This is a genomic window from Streptococcus sp. oral taxon 431, from assembly GCF_023110115.1.
GTDB lineage: Bacteria > Bacillota > Bacilli > Lactobacillales > Streptococcaceae > Streptococcus.
The window spans coordinates 395322-409718 of record NZ_JALDVP010000002.1 but is presented as its reverse complement, the minus strand read 5'-3'; the positions used below and the strand labels follow the sequence as shown (position 1 = coordinate 409718).

General features: G+C 39.2%; 15 protein-coding genes and 1 tRNA gene. 14 read left to right on the top strand and 2 right to left on the bottom strand.

Features of this window, described 5'->3' with window-relative positions; genetic code table 11:
- Positions 1 to 20 precede the first annotated feature (20 nt).
- The 8 genes from rsmD (at position 21) to M1F91_RS04815 (ending at position 6163) form a co-directional block, all read left to right on the top strand.
- Positions 21 to 560, top strand: coding sequence for a 16S rRNA (guanine(966)-N(2))-methyltransferase RsmD (gene rsmD, locus M1F91_RS04850; protein WP_049494510.1), 540 nt, complete (start codon positions 21 to 23; stop codon positions 558 to 560).
- Positions 550 to 1038, top strand: a complete 489-nt coding sequence (gene coaD / locus M1F91_RS04845; protein ID WP_247912856.1) for a pantetheine-phosphate adenylyltransferase — start codon at positions 550 to 552, stop codon at positions 1036 to 1038. The genes rsmD and coaD overlap by 11 nt, the downstream gene beginning before the upstream one ends.
- The gene (locus M1F91_RS04840; RefSeq protein ID WP_247912855.1) at positions 1022 to 2059 is read left to right on the top strand and encodes a SepM family pheromone-processing serine protease; all 1038 of its coding nucleotides are present in this window, start codon (positions 1022 to 1024) and stop codon (positions 2057 to 2059) included. The genes coaD and M1F91_RS04840 overlap by 17 nt, the downstream gene beginning before the upstream one ends.
- 57 nt (positions 2060 to 2116) lie before the next feature.
- Positions 2117 to 2347, top strand: a complete 231-nt coding sequence (locus M1F91_RS04835; RefSeq protein WP_282185014.1) for a DUF1146 family protein — start codon at positions 2117 to 2119, stop codon at positions 2345 to 2347.
- Positions 2348 to 2371: 24 nt separating this feature from the next.
- Entirely contained in the window at positions 2372 to 3658 is a 1287-nt protein-coding gene (gene murA, locus M1F91_RS04830; RefSeq protein ID WP_247912854.1) for a UDP-N-acetylglucosamine 1-carboxyvinyltransferase, read from the top strand.
- On the top strand, positions 3645 to 3839 hold the full coding sequence (locus M1F91_RS04825) for a DNA-directed RNA polymerase subunit beta (RefSeq protein ID WP_029689830.1): 195 nt from the start codon (positions 3645 to 3647) through the stop codon (positions 3837 to 3839). The genes murA and M1F91_RS04825 overlap by 14 nt, the downstream gene beginning before the upstream one ends.
- A 46-nt stretch (positions 3840 to 3885) precedes the next feature.
- Complete coding sequence (locus M1F91_RS04820) at positions 3886 to 4713, top strand: DNA/RNA non-specific endonuclease (RefSeq protein WP_004251670.1); 828 nt, start codon at positions 3886 to 3888, stop codon at positions 4711 to 4713.
- Between the two features lie 118 nt (positions 4714 to 4831).
- Entirely contained in the window at positions 4832 to 6163 is a 1332-nt protein-coding gene (locus M1F91_RS04815; protein WP_247912853.1) for a hemolysin family protein, read from the top strand.
- Positions 6164 to 6379: 216 nt separating this feature from the next.
- On the opposite strand, the gene M1F91_RS04810 is transcribed toward M1F91_RS04815, so the two are convergent.
- Positions 6380 to 6450 (bottom strand) — tRNA-Cys (locus M1F91_RS04810).
- A 178-nt stretch (positions 6451 to 6628) separates the two neighbouring features.
- On the opposite strand from M1F91_RS04810, the gene M1F91_RS04805 reads away from it, so the two are divergent.
- The 6 genes from M1F91_RS04805 (at position 6629) to M1F91_RS04780 (ending at position 13480) form a co-directional block, all read left to right on the top strand.
- Positions 6629 to 8623 (top strand): peptide ABC transporter substrate-binding protein, encoded by a 1995-nt coding sequence (locus tag M1F91_RS04805; RefSeq protein WP_247912852.1) that lies wholly within the window; start codon positions 6629 to 6631, stop codon positions 8621 to 8623.
- A 65-nt stretch (positions 8624 to 8688) separates the two neighbouring features.
- The gene (locus M1F91_RS04800; protein ID WP_247912851.1) at positions 8689 to 10185 is read left to right on the top strand and encodes an ABC transporter permease; all 1497 of its coding nucleotides are present in this window, start codon (positions 8689 to 8691) and stop codon (positions 10183 to 10185) included.
- Positions 10185 to 11111: an oligopeptide ABC transporter permease OppC gene (gene oppC, locus M1F91_RS04795; protein ID WP_247912850.1), complete on the top strand. Its 927-nt coding sequence runs from the start codon at positions 10185 to 10187 to the stop codon at positions 11109 to 11111. The genes M1F91_RS04800 and oppC overlap by 1 nt, the downstream gene beginning before the upstream one ends.
- 8 nt (positions 11112 to 11119) lie before the next feature.
- A complete protein-coding gene (locus M1F91_RS04790) occupies positions 11120 to 12187 on the top strand; it encodes an ABC transporter ATP-binding protein (protein ID WP_247912849.1) in 1068 nt (355 codons plus the stop codon).
- 10 nt (positions 12188 to 12197) lie between these two features.
- Positions 12198 to 13124: an ATP-binding cassette domain-containing protein gene (locus tag M1F91_RS04785; protein WP_247912848.1), complete on the top strand. Its 927-nt coding sequence runs from the start codon at positions 12198 to 12200 to the stop codon at positions 13122 to 13124.
- A 155-nt stretch (positions 13125 to 13279) separates the two neighbouring features.
- Positions 13280 to 13480, top strand: coding sequence for a hypothetical protein (locus M1F91_RS04780; protein ID WP_006147852.1), 201 nt, complete (start codon positions 13280 to 13282; stop codon positions 13478 to 13480).
- A gap of 242 nt (positions 13481 to 13722) precedes the next feature.
- On the opposite strand, the gene M1F91_RS04775 is transcribed toward M1F91_RS04780, so the two are convergent.
- On the bottom strand, positions 13723 to 14397 hold a 675-nt coding region (locus M1F91_RS04775; protein ID WP_247912847.1), incomplete at its 5' end, for an SIALI-17 repeat-containing surface protein.

Here is a 14397-nt window from a genome sequence, read left to right as displayed (position 1 = left end):
AATTTGGTATAATATACCTTATGAAAATCGTATCAGGAATCTACGGAGGACGTCCTTTAAAGACCTTGGACGGGAAAACAACGAGGCCGACATCGGACAAGGTCCGCGGAGCTATTTTCAATATGATTGGCCCTTACTTTGAAGGAGGACGTGTGCTAGATCTCTATGCTGGTAGTGGGGGCTTATCCATTGAAGCAGTTTCAAGAGGGATGTCGAGCGCTGTCCTAGTTGAGAAGGATCGCCGAGCACAGAATATTGTGGCAGAAAACATTCAGATGACCAAGGAGACCTCTAAATTTCAATTATTGAAAATGGAATCCAGTCGTGCATTGGAGCAAGTGGATGGTGTCTTTGATCTCATCTTTTTGGACCCTCCCTATGCAAAAGAACAGATCGTATCCGACATTGAAAAAATGGCGGAGAGAAATCTTTTCTCAGAAGATGTCATGGTGGTCTGCGAGACCGATAAATCAGTAGAACTTCCAGAAGAAATCGCCTGTTTAGGCATCTGGAAGGAAAAAATATATGGGATTAGTAAGGTGACGGTTTATGTCAGATAAAATCGGGCTATTCACAGGTTCGTTTGATCCAATGACAAATGGGCATATGGATCTCATTGAGCGTGCAAGTAAGCTCTTTGATAAATTGTATGTGGGGATTTTTTATAATCCACACAAAAATGGATTTTTACCGATAGAAAGTCGGCTAGAGACGGTTGAAAAAGCGGTGGGACACCTAAAAAATGTCCAGGTCATTGCCTCTCATGATGAATTAGTCGTTGATGTTGCTAGAAAACTGGGTGTCCATGTTCTTATTCGTGGTTTGCGTAACGCTGTGGATCTTCAGTATGAAGCCAGTTTTGATTTTTACAACCATCAATTAGCAGGAGAGATTGAGACAGTCTATCTCCATAGTCGCCCAGAGCATGTTTACATCAGCTCTTCAGCTGTGAGAGAACTATTAAAGTTTGAACAAGATATTAGCAAGTATGTACCAAATGTAGTCTTGGAGGAGTTAAAGAATGAAGAAAAAAACTAGATGGCCCATATATTTAATCATCGGGCTCATTATCACTTTTATAGCTTTTACGGTACCACTTCCTTATTACATTGAGGTGCCAGGGACTTCAGAAGATATTCGAAAGGTTTTGCAAGTCAATAACCAATCTGACAAAGAAGAAGGTTCTTACCAATTTGTGACGGTAGGAGTCAAACACGCCAGAATGGTGGACTTGGTTTATGCTTGGCTAACACCTTTTACAGATATTCGTAGTGCCAAAGAAATGACAGGTGGTTCTTCAGATGCAGAATTTATGCGAATCAACCAGTTTTACATGGAAACTTCGCAGAACATGGCCAAATATCAAGGTCTGAAGGCGGCGGGCAATGAGATAGAACTCAAATACCTGGGAGTCTATGTTTTGACCGTAACAGATAACTCAACCTTCAAGGGTATCCTCAATATCGCTGACACTGTAACAGCTGTCAATGATAAGACTTTTGAAAGTTCTAAGGAGATGGTCGACTACGTCAACTCTCAAACGCTAGGTGACAAGGTTAAGGTTACTTATCAAGAAGATGGGAAAGTCAAAACCGCTGAAGGAAAAATCATTACTCTGGAAAATGGGAAAAACGGTATTGGAATCGGTTTGATTGACCGCACAGAAGTGTCAAGTGATGTGCCAATCAAGTTTTCAACTGCTGGCATTGGTGGTCCGAGTGCTGGAATGATGTTTAGTTTATCCATCTATACGCAAATTGCAGATCCAACTCTTCGAAATGGACGTATCATTGCTGGTACAGGAAGTATCGACAGAGATGGAAATGTTGGTGATATTGGTGGAATTGACAAAAAAGTTGTTGCTGCTGCAAAAAAAGGAGCTACTGTATTCTTTGCTCCTAACAATCCAGTAACTGAAGAAGCTAAAAAGGCCAATCCTAATGCTAAAAGTAATTATGACACGGCTGTAGAAGCTGCTGAAATGATTAAAACAGACATGAAGATTGTTCCTGTAAAAACACTTCAGGATGCAATTGATTACTTGAAAAACAACCCATAAAATATAGTGCAAGTCCATAGACTAGCGTAGAAAAAGAGAAGATGGTATAATAGGCAGATGATTCAATTGTTTTTTACCCTCAGTAGTCATATGTTTTTTGTCTACCTAGTTTTTCAACTTTTGAAAGATTTAGTCAAATGGGATCAAATTTTGAAGGTGACTAAGGACAATGCGAGGAAGGTACGACTTTTAGTAGTATTGTGTAGTATCGGTTTAGGGTATCTGATTAGTTCTTTTTTCCTAAATCTCTATCAATTATGGCAAGAAGCCATACGGACATTATTTTAAACTCGAAAGTAAAGGAAAATATTTATGGAAAAAATTGTAGTTCGAGGTGGCGATAATCGCCTAGTCGGAAGTGTCACCATTGAGGGTGCGAAAAATGCAGTTTTGCCACTACTTGCGGCGACGATTTTAGCAAGTGAAGGAAAAACAGTTTTAAAAAATGTTCCTATCTTGTCAGATGTCTTTACCATGAATCAAGTGGTTCGTGGATTAAATGCGAAAGTGGATTTTGACCAAGAAGCACATATTGTTGAAGTTGATGCGACAGATGACATTACAGAAGAGGCACCTTATAAGTATGTCAGCAAGATGCGTGCATCTATTGTAGTCTTGGGTCCAATCCTAGCTAGAGTTGGTCACGCTAAAGTTTCCATGCCAGGTGGTTGTACGATTGGTAGTCGTCCTATTGACCTTCACCTTAAAGGTTTGGAAGCAATGGGGGCTAAGATTACCCAAACAGCTGGCTATATCGAAGCTAAGGCAGAACGCTTGCATGGAGCACATATCTATATGGACTTTCCTAGTGTTGGGGCAACCCAAAACTTGATGATGGCTGCAACGCTAGCTGATGGCGTAACTGTCATTGAAAATGCTGCGCGTGAACCTGAAATTGTAGACTTGGCTGTCCTCTTGAATAAAATGGGAGCTAAAGTCAAAGGTGCGGGAACAGAGAGCATTACCATCACTGGTGTTGAAAACTTGCATGGTGCAACCCATAACGTTGTTCAAGACCGCATCGAAGCAGGGACATTCATGGTTGCTGCTGCAATGACAGGTGGAGATGTCCTGATTCAAGATGCTATCTGGGAACACAACCGTCCCTTGTTGGCGAAATTACAGGAAATGGGTGTTGAAGTCATCGACGAAGATGAAGGAATCCGCATCCGTTCTCAACGAGACAAACTAAAAGCAGTTCATGTCAAGACCTTACCACATCCAGGGTTTCCTACGGACATGCAGGCGCAGTTTACTGCTCTTATGACGGTTGCTCAAGGAGAATCAACTATGATTGAGACAGTCTTTGAGAATCGTTTCCAACATCTAGAGGAAATGCGTCGCATGGGCTTGCATTCTGAGATCATCCGTGACACAGCTCGTATCGTTGGCGGGCAACCTCTCCAAGGAGCAGAAGTGCTGTCTACGGACCTTCGTGCCAGTGCAGCCTTGATCCTGACAGGTTTAATAGCCGAAGGCGAGACTGTTGTCGGGAAACTTGTCCATTTGGATAGAGGCTATTATCGTTTCCATGAAAAATTAGCTCAGTTAGGGGCTAATATTGAACGGGTAAGTGTGGAAGCTGATGAAGATGAATAAACAAGTCTCTTATGTATTACGTAGATTCCTACTAGTTATTATTGTCCTGCTTCTAGGGGTCTTAGCACTTGGAATTGGCTTGATGATTGGCTACGGTATCTTAGGCAAGGGCCAAGATCCATGGGCGATTTTAGCTCCAGAAAAGTGGCATGAGTTAATTGCGAAATTTACAGGGAAATAGGCTGGGGGACCAGTCTTTTTCTAGGAACAAAAACTAAGGAGAAAAGATGAATAAGAAAACAAGGCAGGCACTCATAGGTCTTCTGCTTTTCCTACTTTTGTCGGCAGGAAGTTACTACATAAAAGAAATGCAGGCTTCCAATGCTACACCGCAAACACAGGTCAACCAGAAATCCCAGTCGCTTGATACTCCAAGTCAAAAATTGGCCGAGAGTGTACTGACTGATTCGGTAAAAAAACAAATAAAGGGTACTCTTGAGTGGAATGGAGCAGGTGCCTTTATCGTAAATGGGAACAAAACGAACTTAGATGCAAAGGTTTCAAGTAAACCCTATGCTGATAATAAGACAAAAACTGTAGGTGGGGAGACGGTTCCAACTGTGGCTAACGCCCTCATGTCAAAAGCAACAAGACAGTATAAAGACCGTGAAGAAACCGGGAATGGTTCAACTTCTTGGACCCCAGCAGGATGGCATCAAGTCAAAAACCTAAAAGGGACTTATAATCACGCTGTAGATAGAGGACATTTATTAGGCTATGCCTTGATTGGTGGTTTAGATGGTTTTGATGCGTCTACTAGCAATCCCAAAAATATCGCTGTACAAACAGCCTGGGCCAACCAAGCACGCGCAGAAGATTCGACTGGACAAAACTACTATGAAAGTTTAGTTCGAAAGGCTTTGGATCAAAATAAGCGCGTGCGTTACCGTGTCACATTGCTCTACGCTACAGAAGAAGATTTGGTTCCTTCTGCATCTCAAATTGAAGCTAAATCATCTGATGGTGAATTGGAGTTTAACGTCGTGGTTCCTAACGTTCAAAAGGGAATTCAGTTAGATTACCGAACAGGAAAAGTAACTGTTACAAAGAACTAATAGATAGTCGGTCCCTTATTGTTTCGGTAGGGGATTTACTATAGAAATCACAATTTAATGTGTAGAAGTTGAAAAATATGGTATAATAGTCCCAATTATACTTTTTAGGAGAAGGAAAATGGAAGACCCGAGCAGTCAGGATTTGTTACTGCAATTTGTATTATTAGTTGTTTTGACCTTTTTAAATGCTTTTTTCTCTGCTACAGAGATGGCTATGGTTTCTCTTAGTCGCTCACGTGTTGAACAAAAGGCTGAAGAGGGAGATAAACGCTATATCCGTTTGCTAAAGGTACTTGAAAACCCCAATCACTTTTTATCAACCATTCAAGTTGGTATTACTTTAATTACAATCTTGTCAGGGGCTAAACTAGCAGACTCTCTAGGACAATTGATAGCCTCATGGATGGGAAATAGCGAAACTGCGTATGCAGTAGCTTCTTTCTTATCACTTGCTTTTTTGACATATATTTCAATCGTTTTTGGCGAACTTTATCCTAAACGCATTGCTCTAAATCTTAAGGATGCCTTGGCAATCCGAACGGTACCATTTATTATTGCTATCGGTAAGATTGTGAGTCCCTTTGTTTGGTTGCTATCTGCATCAACCAATCTTTTGAGCCGTTTGACGCCGATGACATTTGACGATGCAGACGAAAAAATGACTCGTGATGAGATTGAGTACATGCTGACTAAAAGCGAAGAAACTTTGGATGCTGATGAAATCGAGATGTTGCAGGGGATTTTCTCACTGGATGAGCTTATGGCGCGTGAAGTCATGGTTCCTCGAACAGATGCCTTTATGGTAGATATCCAAGATGACACTCAGACCATTATCGAAAGTATCTTAAAACAAAATTTTTCTCGAATTCCTGTTTATGACGGCGATAAGGACAATGTCATTGGTTTGATTCATACAAAGAATCTGCTAAAAGCAGGGTTTACCGATGGTTTTGATAATATTGTATTGAGAAAGATATTACAGGAACCTTTATTTGTACCTGAAACCATTTTTGTGGACGATTTGTTAAAAGAACTGAGAAATTCACAAAGACAGATGGCTATTCTTCTTGATGAATACGGAGGAATGGCTGGTTTGGTAACACTTGAGGATCTCCTTGAAGAGATTGTTGGTGAGATTGATGATGAAACTGACCGTGCTGAAGTCTATGTTCATACTATCGGCGAGGACACTCATATTGTCCAAGGGACAATGAATTTGAACGATTTCAATGATTATTTTGATGTCGAGCTTGAAAGTGACAATGTAGATACCATTGCTGGTTATTATTTGACAGGTGTGGGAACTATTCCAACATCAGAAAAACTCAGCTATGAGTTAGATAGTGGCAACAAGCATATCACCTTGACAAATGACAAGGTAAAAAATGGTCGTGTAACCAAGCTTAAGGTTCAAATCCAAGAACTTGAATCAGAAGAAGAAACAGAATAAAAACAAAAGCTTTATCAGAGAATACTGATAAAGCTTTTTCGAGCGGTCTTTTTTGTTTACCCTGAAAGCTTGGATTTAAAATCCAAGCTCTAAAAAACACCCTCGCCCCAAACTCGCCCCAAAAGTTTTTTAAAGTTATCCTTTTTTATCCTAAGATAAAAACAAAAAAGCCCGTAAAATCGGGCTTTCTTTTCGGATAAATCCCTATAATAAAAAAGGCGGTAGACGGATTTGAACCGACGATCAAGCTTTTGCAGAGCCGTGCCTTACCACTTGGCTATACCGCCTTAACTTTTATTATTATACCTTGAAAATTGTTTCTCGTCAATAGTTTTCTTTTCTGAAAACATAAGATTCAAATGTTTAAAAAAACATGCGACAAAATATTCTGAAAATTCGTTTACTTTTTACGAAAACTGTGGTATAATCTTCAATATCCACTATTTAAAACGAGGAGTTTAAAAAATGAAAAAAAGTCGGATTCTTGCGGTAGCGGGAGTATCCTTGCTTGCTGTCGGAGTACTTGCTGCATGTTCAAATTCAAATGCAGGTTCAAGCAACACAAAATTAGCATCAGATTATAAATACGTTTATTCAGTTGATCCTGAAACATTGGATTATGTTGTTAACAACGTTGACTCTACTTCTTTTGTTACTACAAATGCGGTAGATGGTTTGCTTGCTAATGATAAATATGGAAACCTTGTACCATCGATTGCTGAATCATGGACAGTTTCACAAGATGGTTTGACTTACACTTATAAGATCCGTAAGGATGCAAAGTGGGTTACTGCTGAAGGAGAAGAATATGCTCCAGTTAAAGCCCAAGACTTTGTGACAGGTTTGAAACACGCGGTAGAAGGCAAATCAAAAGGTTTGTCAGTTATTAGTTCTTCAATTAAAGGACTCAACGCTTACATTAACGGTGAAACAAACGACTTTTCAACGGTTGGTGTAAAAGCAGTTGACGATAACACTCTTGAATATACATTGAATCAGCCAGAGACTTTCTGGAATGACAAAACAACAAATGGCGTGATGATGCCAATCAACGAAGATTTCCTTAAATCAAAAGGGGAAGGCTTTGGTGCACCTACAGATCCATCATCTATTTTGTATAATGGACCGTTTGTTTTGAAATCAATCACTGCTAAGTCTTCGATTGAGATGGCTAAGAACGATGCTTATTGGGATAAAGACGCTGTTAAAATTCAAAACATTAAATTTACATACTGGGATGGGAAAGACCAAGATGTTGTTGCCAAAGGATTCTCAGAAGGACAATACAGTAAAGCTCGTATTTATCCTACTAGCTCAACATACGAAAAATATGCGTCTGAGTTCAAAGATAATATCTTCTTTAACGAACCAGGATCAGCTATCGCTACTGTAAGTGTGAACTATGGTCGTACAACTTATAACCATACCTCAAAAACAACAGATAGCCAAAAAGAATCTACAAGAAAAGCTTTGCTAAACAAAGAATTCCGTCAAGCCCTTAACTTTGCGGTAGACCGTAATTCTTACTCAGCTCAGACAAATGGTACAGATGGTGCTGCAGTTGCAATCCGTAATACATTCTCACCTTATGATCTTCAAGTTGGAGACAAACAGTTTGGTAAACTTGTAGAAGAAAGTCTTGCGAAGACAAACTCAAGCACATGGTCAAACGTATCGCTTGCTGATTCGCAAAATGGTCTCTACAACGAAGAAAAAGCTAAAGCTGCCTTTGCAAAAGCAAAAGAAAGCTTGAAAGCAGAAGGGGTAGAATTCCCAATTCACTTGGATGCTCTAACAATCCAAGAGTCTACAGCAGTTGTAAACCGTGTTCAATCACTTAAACAGTCTATTGAAAACGTACTTGGAGCTGACAATGTTGTCATCGATCTTCAACAAATGACCCAAGCGGAAGCTTTACCACTTTCATTTAGTGCTCCAACAGCTAAAGAACAAGACTGGGATATTCATACCTTGACTGGATGGAATCCTGATTACCAAGATCCATCAACTTTCTTAGACCAGTTCACGATTAAAGGTGGTAATACTCGTTTGATTATGGGTATCGATAAAGATACTGATGCATCAGTTATCCAAAAACTTGGTTTGTCTGACTATGAAAAATTACTTGATGAAGCAAACAAAGAAAATCAAGACGTTCAAAAACGTTATGAAAAATATGCCCTTGCACAAGCTTGGTTAACAGACAACGGTTTGACAATTCCTGTAATGGCAGGTCCGAAAGAAACTGCTGTATCATTTGTATCTAAAGTTATTCCATTTACTTCTTCATACTCAGTTGCGGGTCTTAAAGGAGAAACCTCAGGTTACTTGAAGTACACTGAAGTTGGTGAAAAACCTATTACAAAAGAAGAATACCAAAAAGCTCGTGAAAAATGGCTCAAAGAAAAAGCTGAATCAAACGAAAAAGCTCAAAAAGAATTAGCGAGCCACGTGAAATAAATAATGCTCATCAGAACTTTCTCTCCAAAAGGAGAAGGTTCTTTTGGGATTTTAAAGGAAATAATATGAAAAAATATGTTTTTATGCGTATCTTGCGGTCGTTAGTTTCTATCTTTTTAGTAACGACCTTGATTTACACAATCATCTATACGATGGTTCCACGGAAGTTGATCTTCAAACAAGATACTAACTACAATAAAATTGCAACAACAGCTGATAAACGTGATAACTATGAAAATACCGTTTTTGAGCGTATGGGTTATATCGAATATTACGATACAAAAGAGTTGCAGGAAAAAGCTAGTAGCATTGACCCTTCTGTAACTGTTGATGCAAACGATACAAATAAAGCTATCTACGAAAAATATATCCAACAACTTGGTAACGGTTGGACTTTGGGTGAGTTTACAGAGAGTGGTCAATTCTATGCTACTCGTGAAATCCCTATTTTCGAGCGTGTGTTCAAATTCTATGCAAACTTACTTGAAATTGACCATACAAACAAGATTCAAGACCCGGAAAATCCTAACTTAGAGCGTTATTTGCGTTTTGAAAACGATCCAGCTATCGGATGGTCTTTAGTAGGTTCAGGGACTAAACATAAATACCTCTTGTACTTCAACAGTCAGTTCCCATTTGTTCATCAGAACTTTGTCAACTTGAACTTAGGAGATTCTTACCCAACTTATGCCAATACTCCTGTTCTTCAAGTTATCACACAAGGTCAAGGACAAACCAAGACTTCAGAAGTTCAATTCCCAACAGGTAAGAAAACTTCATCAGTCAACATTTACTCAAGAACCTACAAATCTCCAAGTCAAGCAGATGCACGTGAAGTAGCAAACTATGGTAAGGATGATCCTTATACAGCTACTGAAAGTAACTATCAGTATCCATCAATGATTGCAAGTTCTGCTATCACAGGTTTGATTGGTCTTGCTATTTCATACGCGATTGCAATTCCACTTGGTTCTGCAATGGCTCGATTCAAGAATACTTGGATTGATAGTTTCTCAACAGGAATTTTGACTTTCTTGCTTGCCCTTCCAACCATTGCCTTGGTTTATATCATTCGTTTGATTGGTTCATCTATCGGATTCCCTGATTCATTCCCAATTTTGGGTGCTGGAGATTGGCGTTCTTATGTCCTTCCTGCAGTGATTTTGGGCTTGTTGGGTGCACCTGGTATGGCAATTTGGATTCGTCGTTATATGATTGACTTACAATCTCAAGACTTCGTTCGTTTTGCACGTGCAAAAGGTCTATCTGAGAAAGAAATTTCAAATAAACACATCTTTAAGAACGCTATGGTACCGCTCGTTTCAGGTATTCCTGGTTCTATTATCGGTGTTATCGGTGGAGCAACTCTTACAGAAACAGTCTTCGCTTTCCCAGGTATGGGTAAAATGCTGATTGACTCTGTAAAAGCATCAAACAACAATATGGTTGTTGGTCTTGTCTTTATCTTTACATGTATTTCTATCTTCTCATTATTTGTAGGGGATATTTGGATGACCATGATTGACCCACGTATTAAGTTGACAGAGAAAGGAGGCAAATAATGTCTACAATTAGTAATGATAAATTTCAATTTGTAAAACGTGATGATTATGCCTCTGAAGCAATTGATACTCCTGCCTATTCATACTGGCGTTCTGTCTTTAGACAGTTTTTGAAGAAAAAATCAACAGTCATCATGCTCGGTATCTTGATTGCAATCGTTTTGATGAGCTTCATCTACCCAATGTTCTCAGATTTTGATTTTAACGATGTAAGTAAGGTAAATGATTTTAGTGCTCGCTATATCAAACCGAATGCTGAACATTGGTTTGGTACAGATAGTAACGGGAAATCTCTCTTTGATGGTGTCTGGTTTGGAGCTCGTAACTCTATCTTGATTTCTGTAATTGCGACCTTTATCAATCTTGTTATCGGTGTGATCGTAGGTGGAATCTGGGGTATTTCAAAATCAGTAGACCGTATCATGATGGAAGTCTACAACGTTATCAACAATATTCCATCGCTATTGATCGTTATCGTTTTGACTTACTCTATCGGAGCAGGTTTCTGGAACTTGATTTTTGCCATGAGTGTAACTACATGGATTGGTATTGCTTATTCAATCCGTATTCAAATCATGCGTTATCGTGATTTGGAGTATAACCTTGCTTCTCGTACGCTTGGAACACCAACATTTAAGATTGTAGTGAAAAACATTATGCCTCAGTTGGTATCTGTTATCGTAACGACTTTGACACAAATGCTGCCAGCCTTTATCTCATATGAAGCTTTCCTTTCATTCTTTGGGCTTGGTCTACCGATTACGGTTCCTAGTTTGGGACGATTGATTTCAGACTATTCTCAGAACGTAACGACAAATGCCTACCTCTTCTGGATTCCATTGACAACTTTGGTCTTGGTGTCCTTATCACTATTCATTGTTGGACAAAACCTAGCCGATGCTAGTGATCCACGTACACATAGATAGGAGTAGAAATGACGAACAATAAAAATGTAATTTTATCTGCTCAAGATATTGTCGTGGAATTTGATGTTCGTGACAAAGTTTTGACCGCTATTCGCGGAGTTTCTCTTGAGTTGATTGAAGGAGAAGTTCTTGCCTTGGTTGGAGAATCTGGTTCGGGTAAATCAGTTTTGACAAAAACTTTTACAGGAATGTTAGAAGAAAACGGGCGTATCGCTCAGGGGAGCATCGATTACCGTGGACAAGATCTGACAGCACTTTCGTCTCACAAAGATTGGGAACAAATTCGTGGGGCAAAGATTGCAACTATCTTCCAAGATCCTATGACTAGTCTGGACCCAATCAAAACAATCGGAAGCCAAATTACCGAGGTTATCATTAAACACCAAGGGAAAACAGCAAAAGAAGCAAAAGAAATGGCTATCGATTACATGAATAAGGTTGGTATTCCTGATGCTAAAAAGCGTTTTGAGGAGTATCCATTCCAATATTCTGGAGGGATGCGTCAACGTATCGTTATCGCTATTGCTCTTGCGTGTCGTCCAGATGTGCTTATCTGTGATGAGCCAACAACTGCCCTTGATGTGACGATTCAGGCTCAGATTATTGACTTGTTGAAGTCTCTACAAAATGAATACCACTTTACAACAATCTTTATCACACACGACCTTGGTGTGGTAGCAAGTATTGCTGACAAAGTTGCGGTTATGTATGCTGGTGAAATCGTTGAGTATGGTACAGTTGAGGAAATCTTCTACGATCCACGTCACCCATACACATGGAGCCTCTTATCAAGTTTGCCACAGTTGGCTGACGATAAAGGGGAATTGTATTCAATTCCGGGAACACCTCCATCACTTTATACAGAATTGAAGGGAGATGCTTTTGCTCTTCGTTCAGATTACGCAATGAAAATTGATTTCGAAGAAAAAGCACCCCAATTTGCTGTTTCAGATACTCATTGGGCTAAAACATGGTTACTTCATGAGCAAGCACCAAAAGTTGCAAAACCAGCAGTAATTGCAAATTTACATGACAAGATTCGTGAGAGAATGGGTCTTGTTCATCTGGAAAACTAGGAGGAAGGAAATGTCTGAAAAATTAGTAGAAATTAAAGACTTAGAGATTTCCTTCGGTGAAGGAAGCAAAAAGTTTGTAGCTGTTAAAAATGCTAACTTCTTTATCAACAAAGGTGAAACATTCTCACTTGTTGGAGAATCAGGTAGTGGTAAAACAACAATTGGTCGTGCAATCATCGGTTTGAATAATACCAGTAAAGGTGATATTATCTTTGATGGTCAAAAAATTAATGGTAAAAAATCACGTACTCAAGCGTCAGAATTAGTCCGCCGAATCCAAATGATTTTCCAAGACCCTGCTGCTAGTTTGAATGAACGTGCAACAGTTGACTATATTATTTCTGAAGGTCTTTATAACTACCACCTATTTAAGGATGAGGAAGAAAGACAAGAAAAAGTTAAAAAGATTATTAGTGAAGTTGGACTTTTGTCTGAGCATTTGACACGTTATCCTCATGAGTTTTCAGGTGGACAACGTCAACGTATCGGGATTGCCCGCGCCTTGGTTATGCAACCTGACTTTGTAATCGCGGATGAGCCAATTTCAGCCTTGGACGTTTCTGTTCGTGCCCAAGTTTTGAACTTGCTCAAGAAATTCCAGAAGGAATTGGGCTTGACCTATCTCTTTATCGCCCACGATTTGTCAGTAGTTCGTTTTATCTCTGATCGTATCGCGGTAATTTATAAGGGTGTTATTGTTGAAGTGGCTGAAACTGAAGAATTGTTTAACAATCCAGTTCATCCATACACACAAGCACTTTTATCAGCTGTGCCGATTCCAGATCCAATCTTGGAACGTAAGAAGGTTTTGAAAGTCTATGATCCAGACCAACATGACTATGAAACAGACAAACCTTCTATGGTTGAAATTCGTCCAGGTCATTACGTTTGGGCTAACCAAGAAGAATTGGAACGCTATAAAAAAGAAATGAAATAATCACTAAAGTTTTATAATCTAGCTAGAAGGCTTCTAGAAAGATTATGAAACTTTTTTATTTTGCAGATAAAAACTTGATAATCTATATAAATTTGATATACTGAATACAATAAGAACTAATCTGTTAGAAATGACATGAACTAGGGGAGAATCACATGGACAACCAACCAAATTTTTTTACAGGAATGGCTAGAATTATTGGGACATGCCTCTGGGTAAAAGGAATGGAAGTACTGACTGAGAAGAAGGAATCTGAGCCAAAAGCCTTAGAGGTTGTTAAATTTCTTGCGGCTTATAAAATGATATCTGCTCTGCCTTGGATTGCGGGACTTCCTAGAAAGGAAGATAAAAAATGAAATTTATTTGGGATATTTTATTTTATATCCTAGTCAAGCCACTAATTATGATTGTAGAATTCATTTGGTATCACATTTGTTTATTTTTTTATGAACTCCTTTTGAATTTGTTATATTCGATTTTTAACTGGATTTATAACTGGCTTTTTAGTTTATTTTAAAAGACTCTGAAAGAAATCAAAAGGATGAGTAATTTACTCATCCTTTTTCTATTTATCTAAATCTTTATAGATTTATTGGGATCACTCTTTTTTACCTTTTAGCAAGAAGGCTGCGGTTAAAGCTAAGCTGAGACTTGCCATGAAGAGGAGAGGGCTAGACTCTTCTCCTGTGGCAGGAAGCTGCTTGTCATTTGTAGAATTTTCACCATTGAGCTGGTTTTTATTTGCTAATGGACTAGCTTCTTCGATTTGACTTGAGCTTGGTTGTTGGGTTTCTGTTTCAGTCTTGTAGACGATAGCATAAGTAGTCAAATCAATGGTGAGAAACTCAAGCATGCCATCACGAATTGTGAAATCTTGTGCTTTCAAGTCTTTTTCTGAACTGAAGCGATAGAATTCTTGGACTGTGCCAGAAATTGGTAACCGAACCAGTACAGCACCTTTTGCTTGGATTAGTTGACCATTTTCATTCTTGAGTTGAATGTCGTAGGCATCATATTTCTTGCCCAAGAGTTCTTGCTTGTCTACTTTCTGGATTTCAAGATAACTTGCTTCACCTAGCTCATTTGATCCACTAATGACTTGAACTCCGGTAGCCTGGTCTTTTAAGGCTTTGAGTTTAAACTCAGGAAGAGAGATGATAGGCGCCGCTTGGTCGCTCGCAGTACCGATAGGGCCAGTGTATTCAGGAATATCCACGATAGGCGCTTCCTGTTCTCCCGCAGTACCGATAGGCTCAGTGTACTCAGGAATATC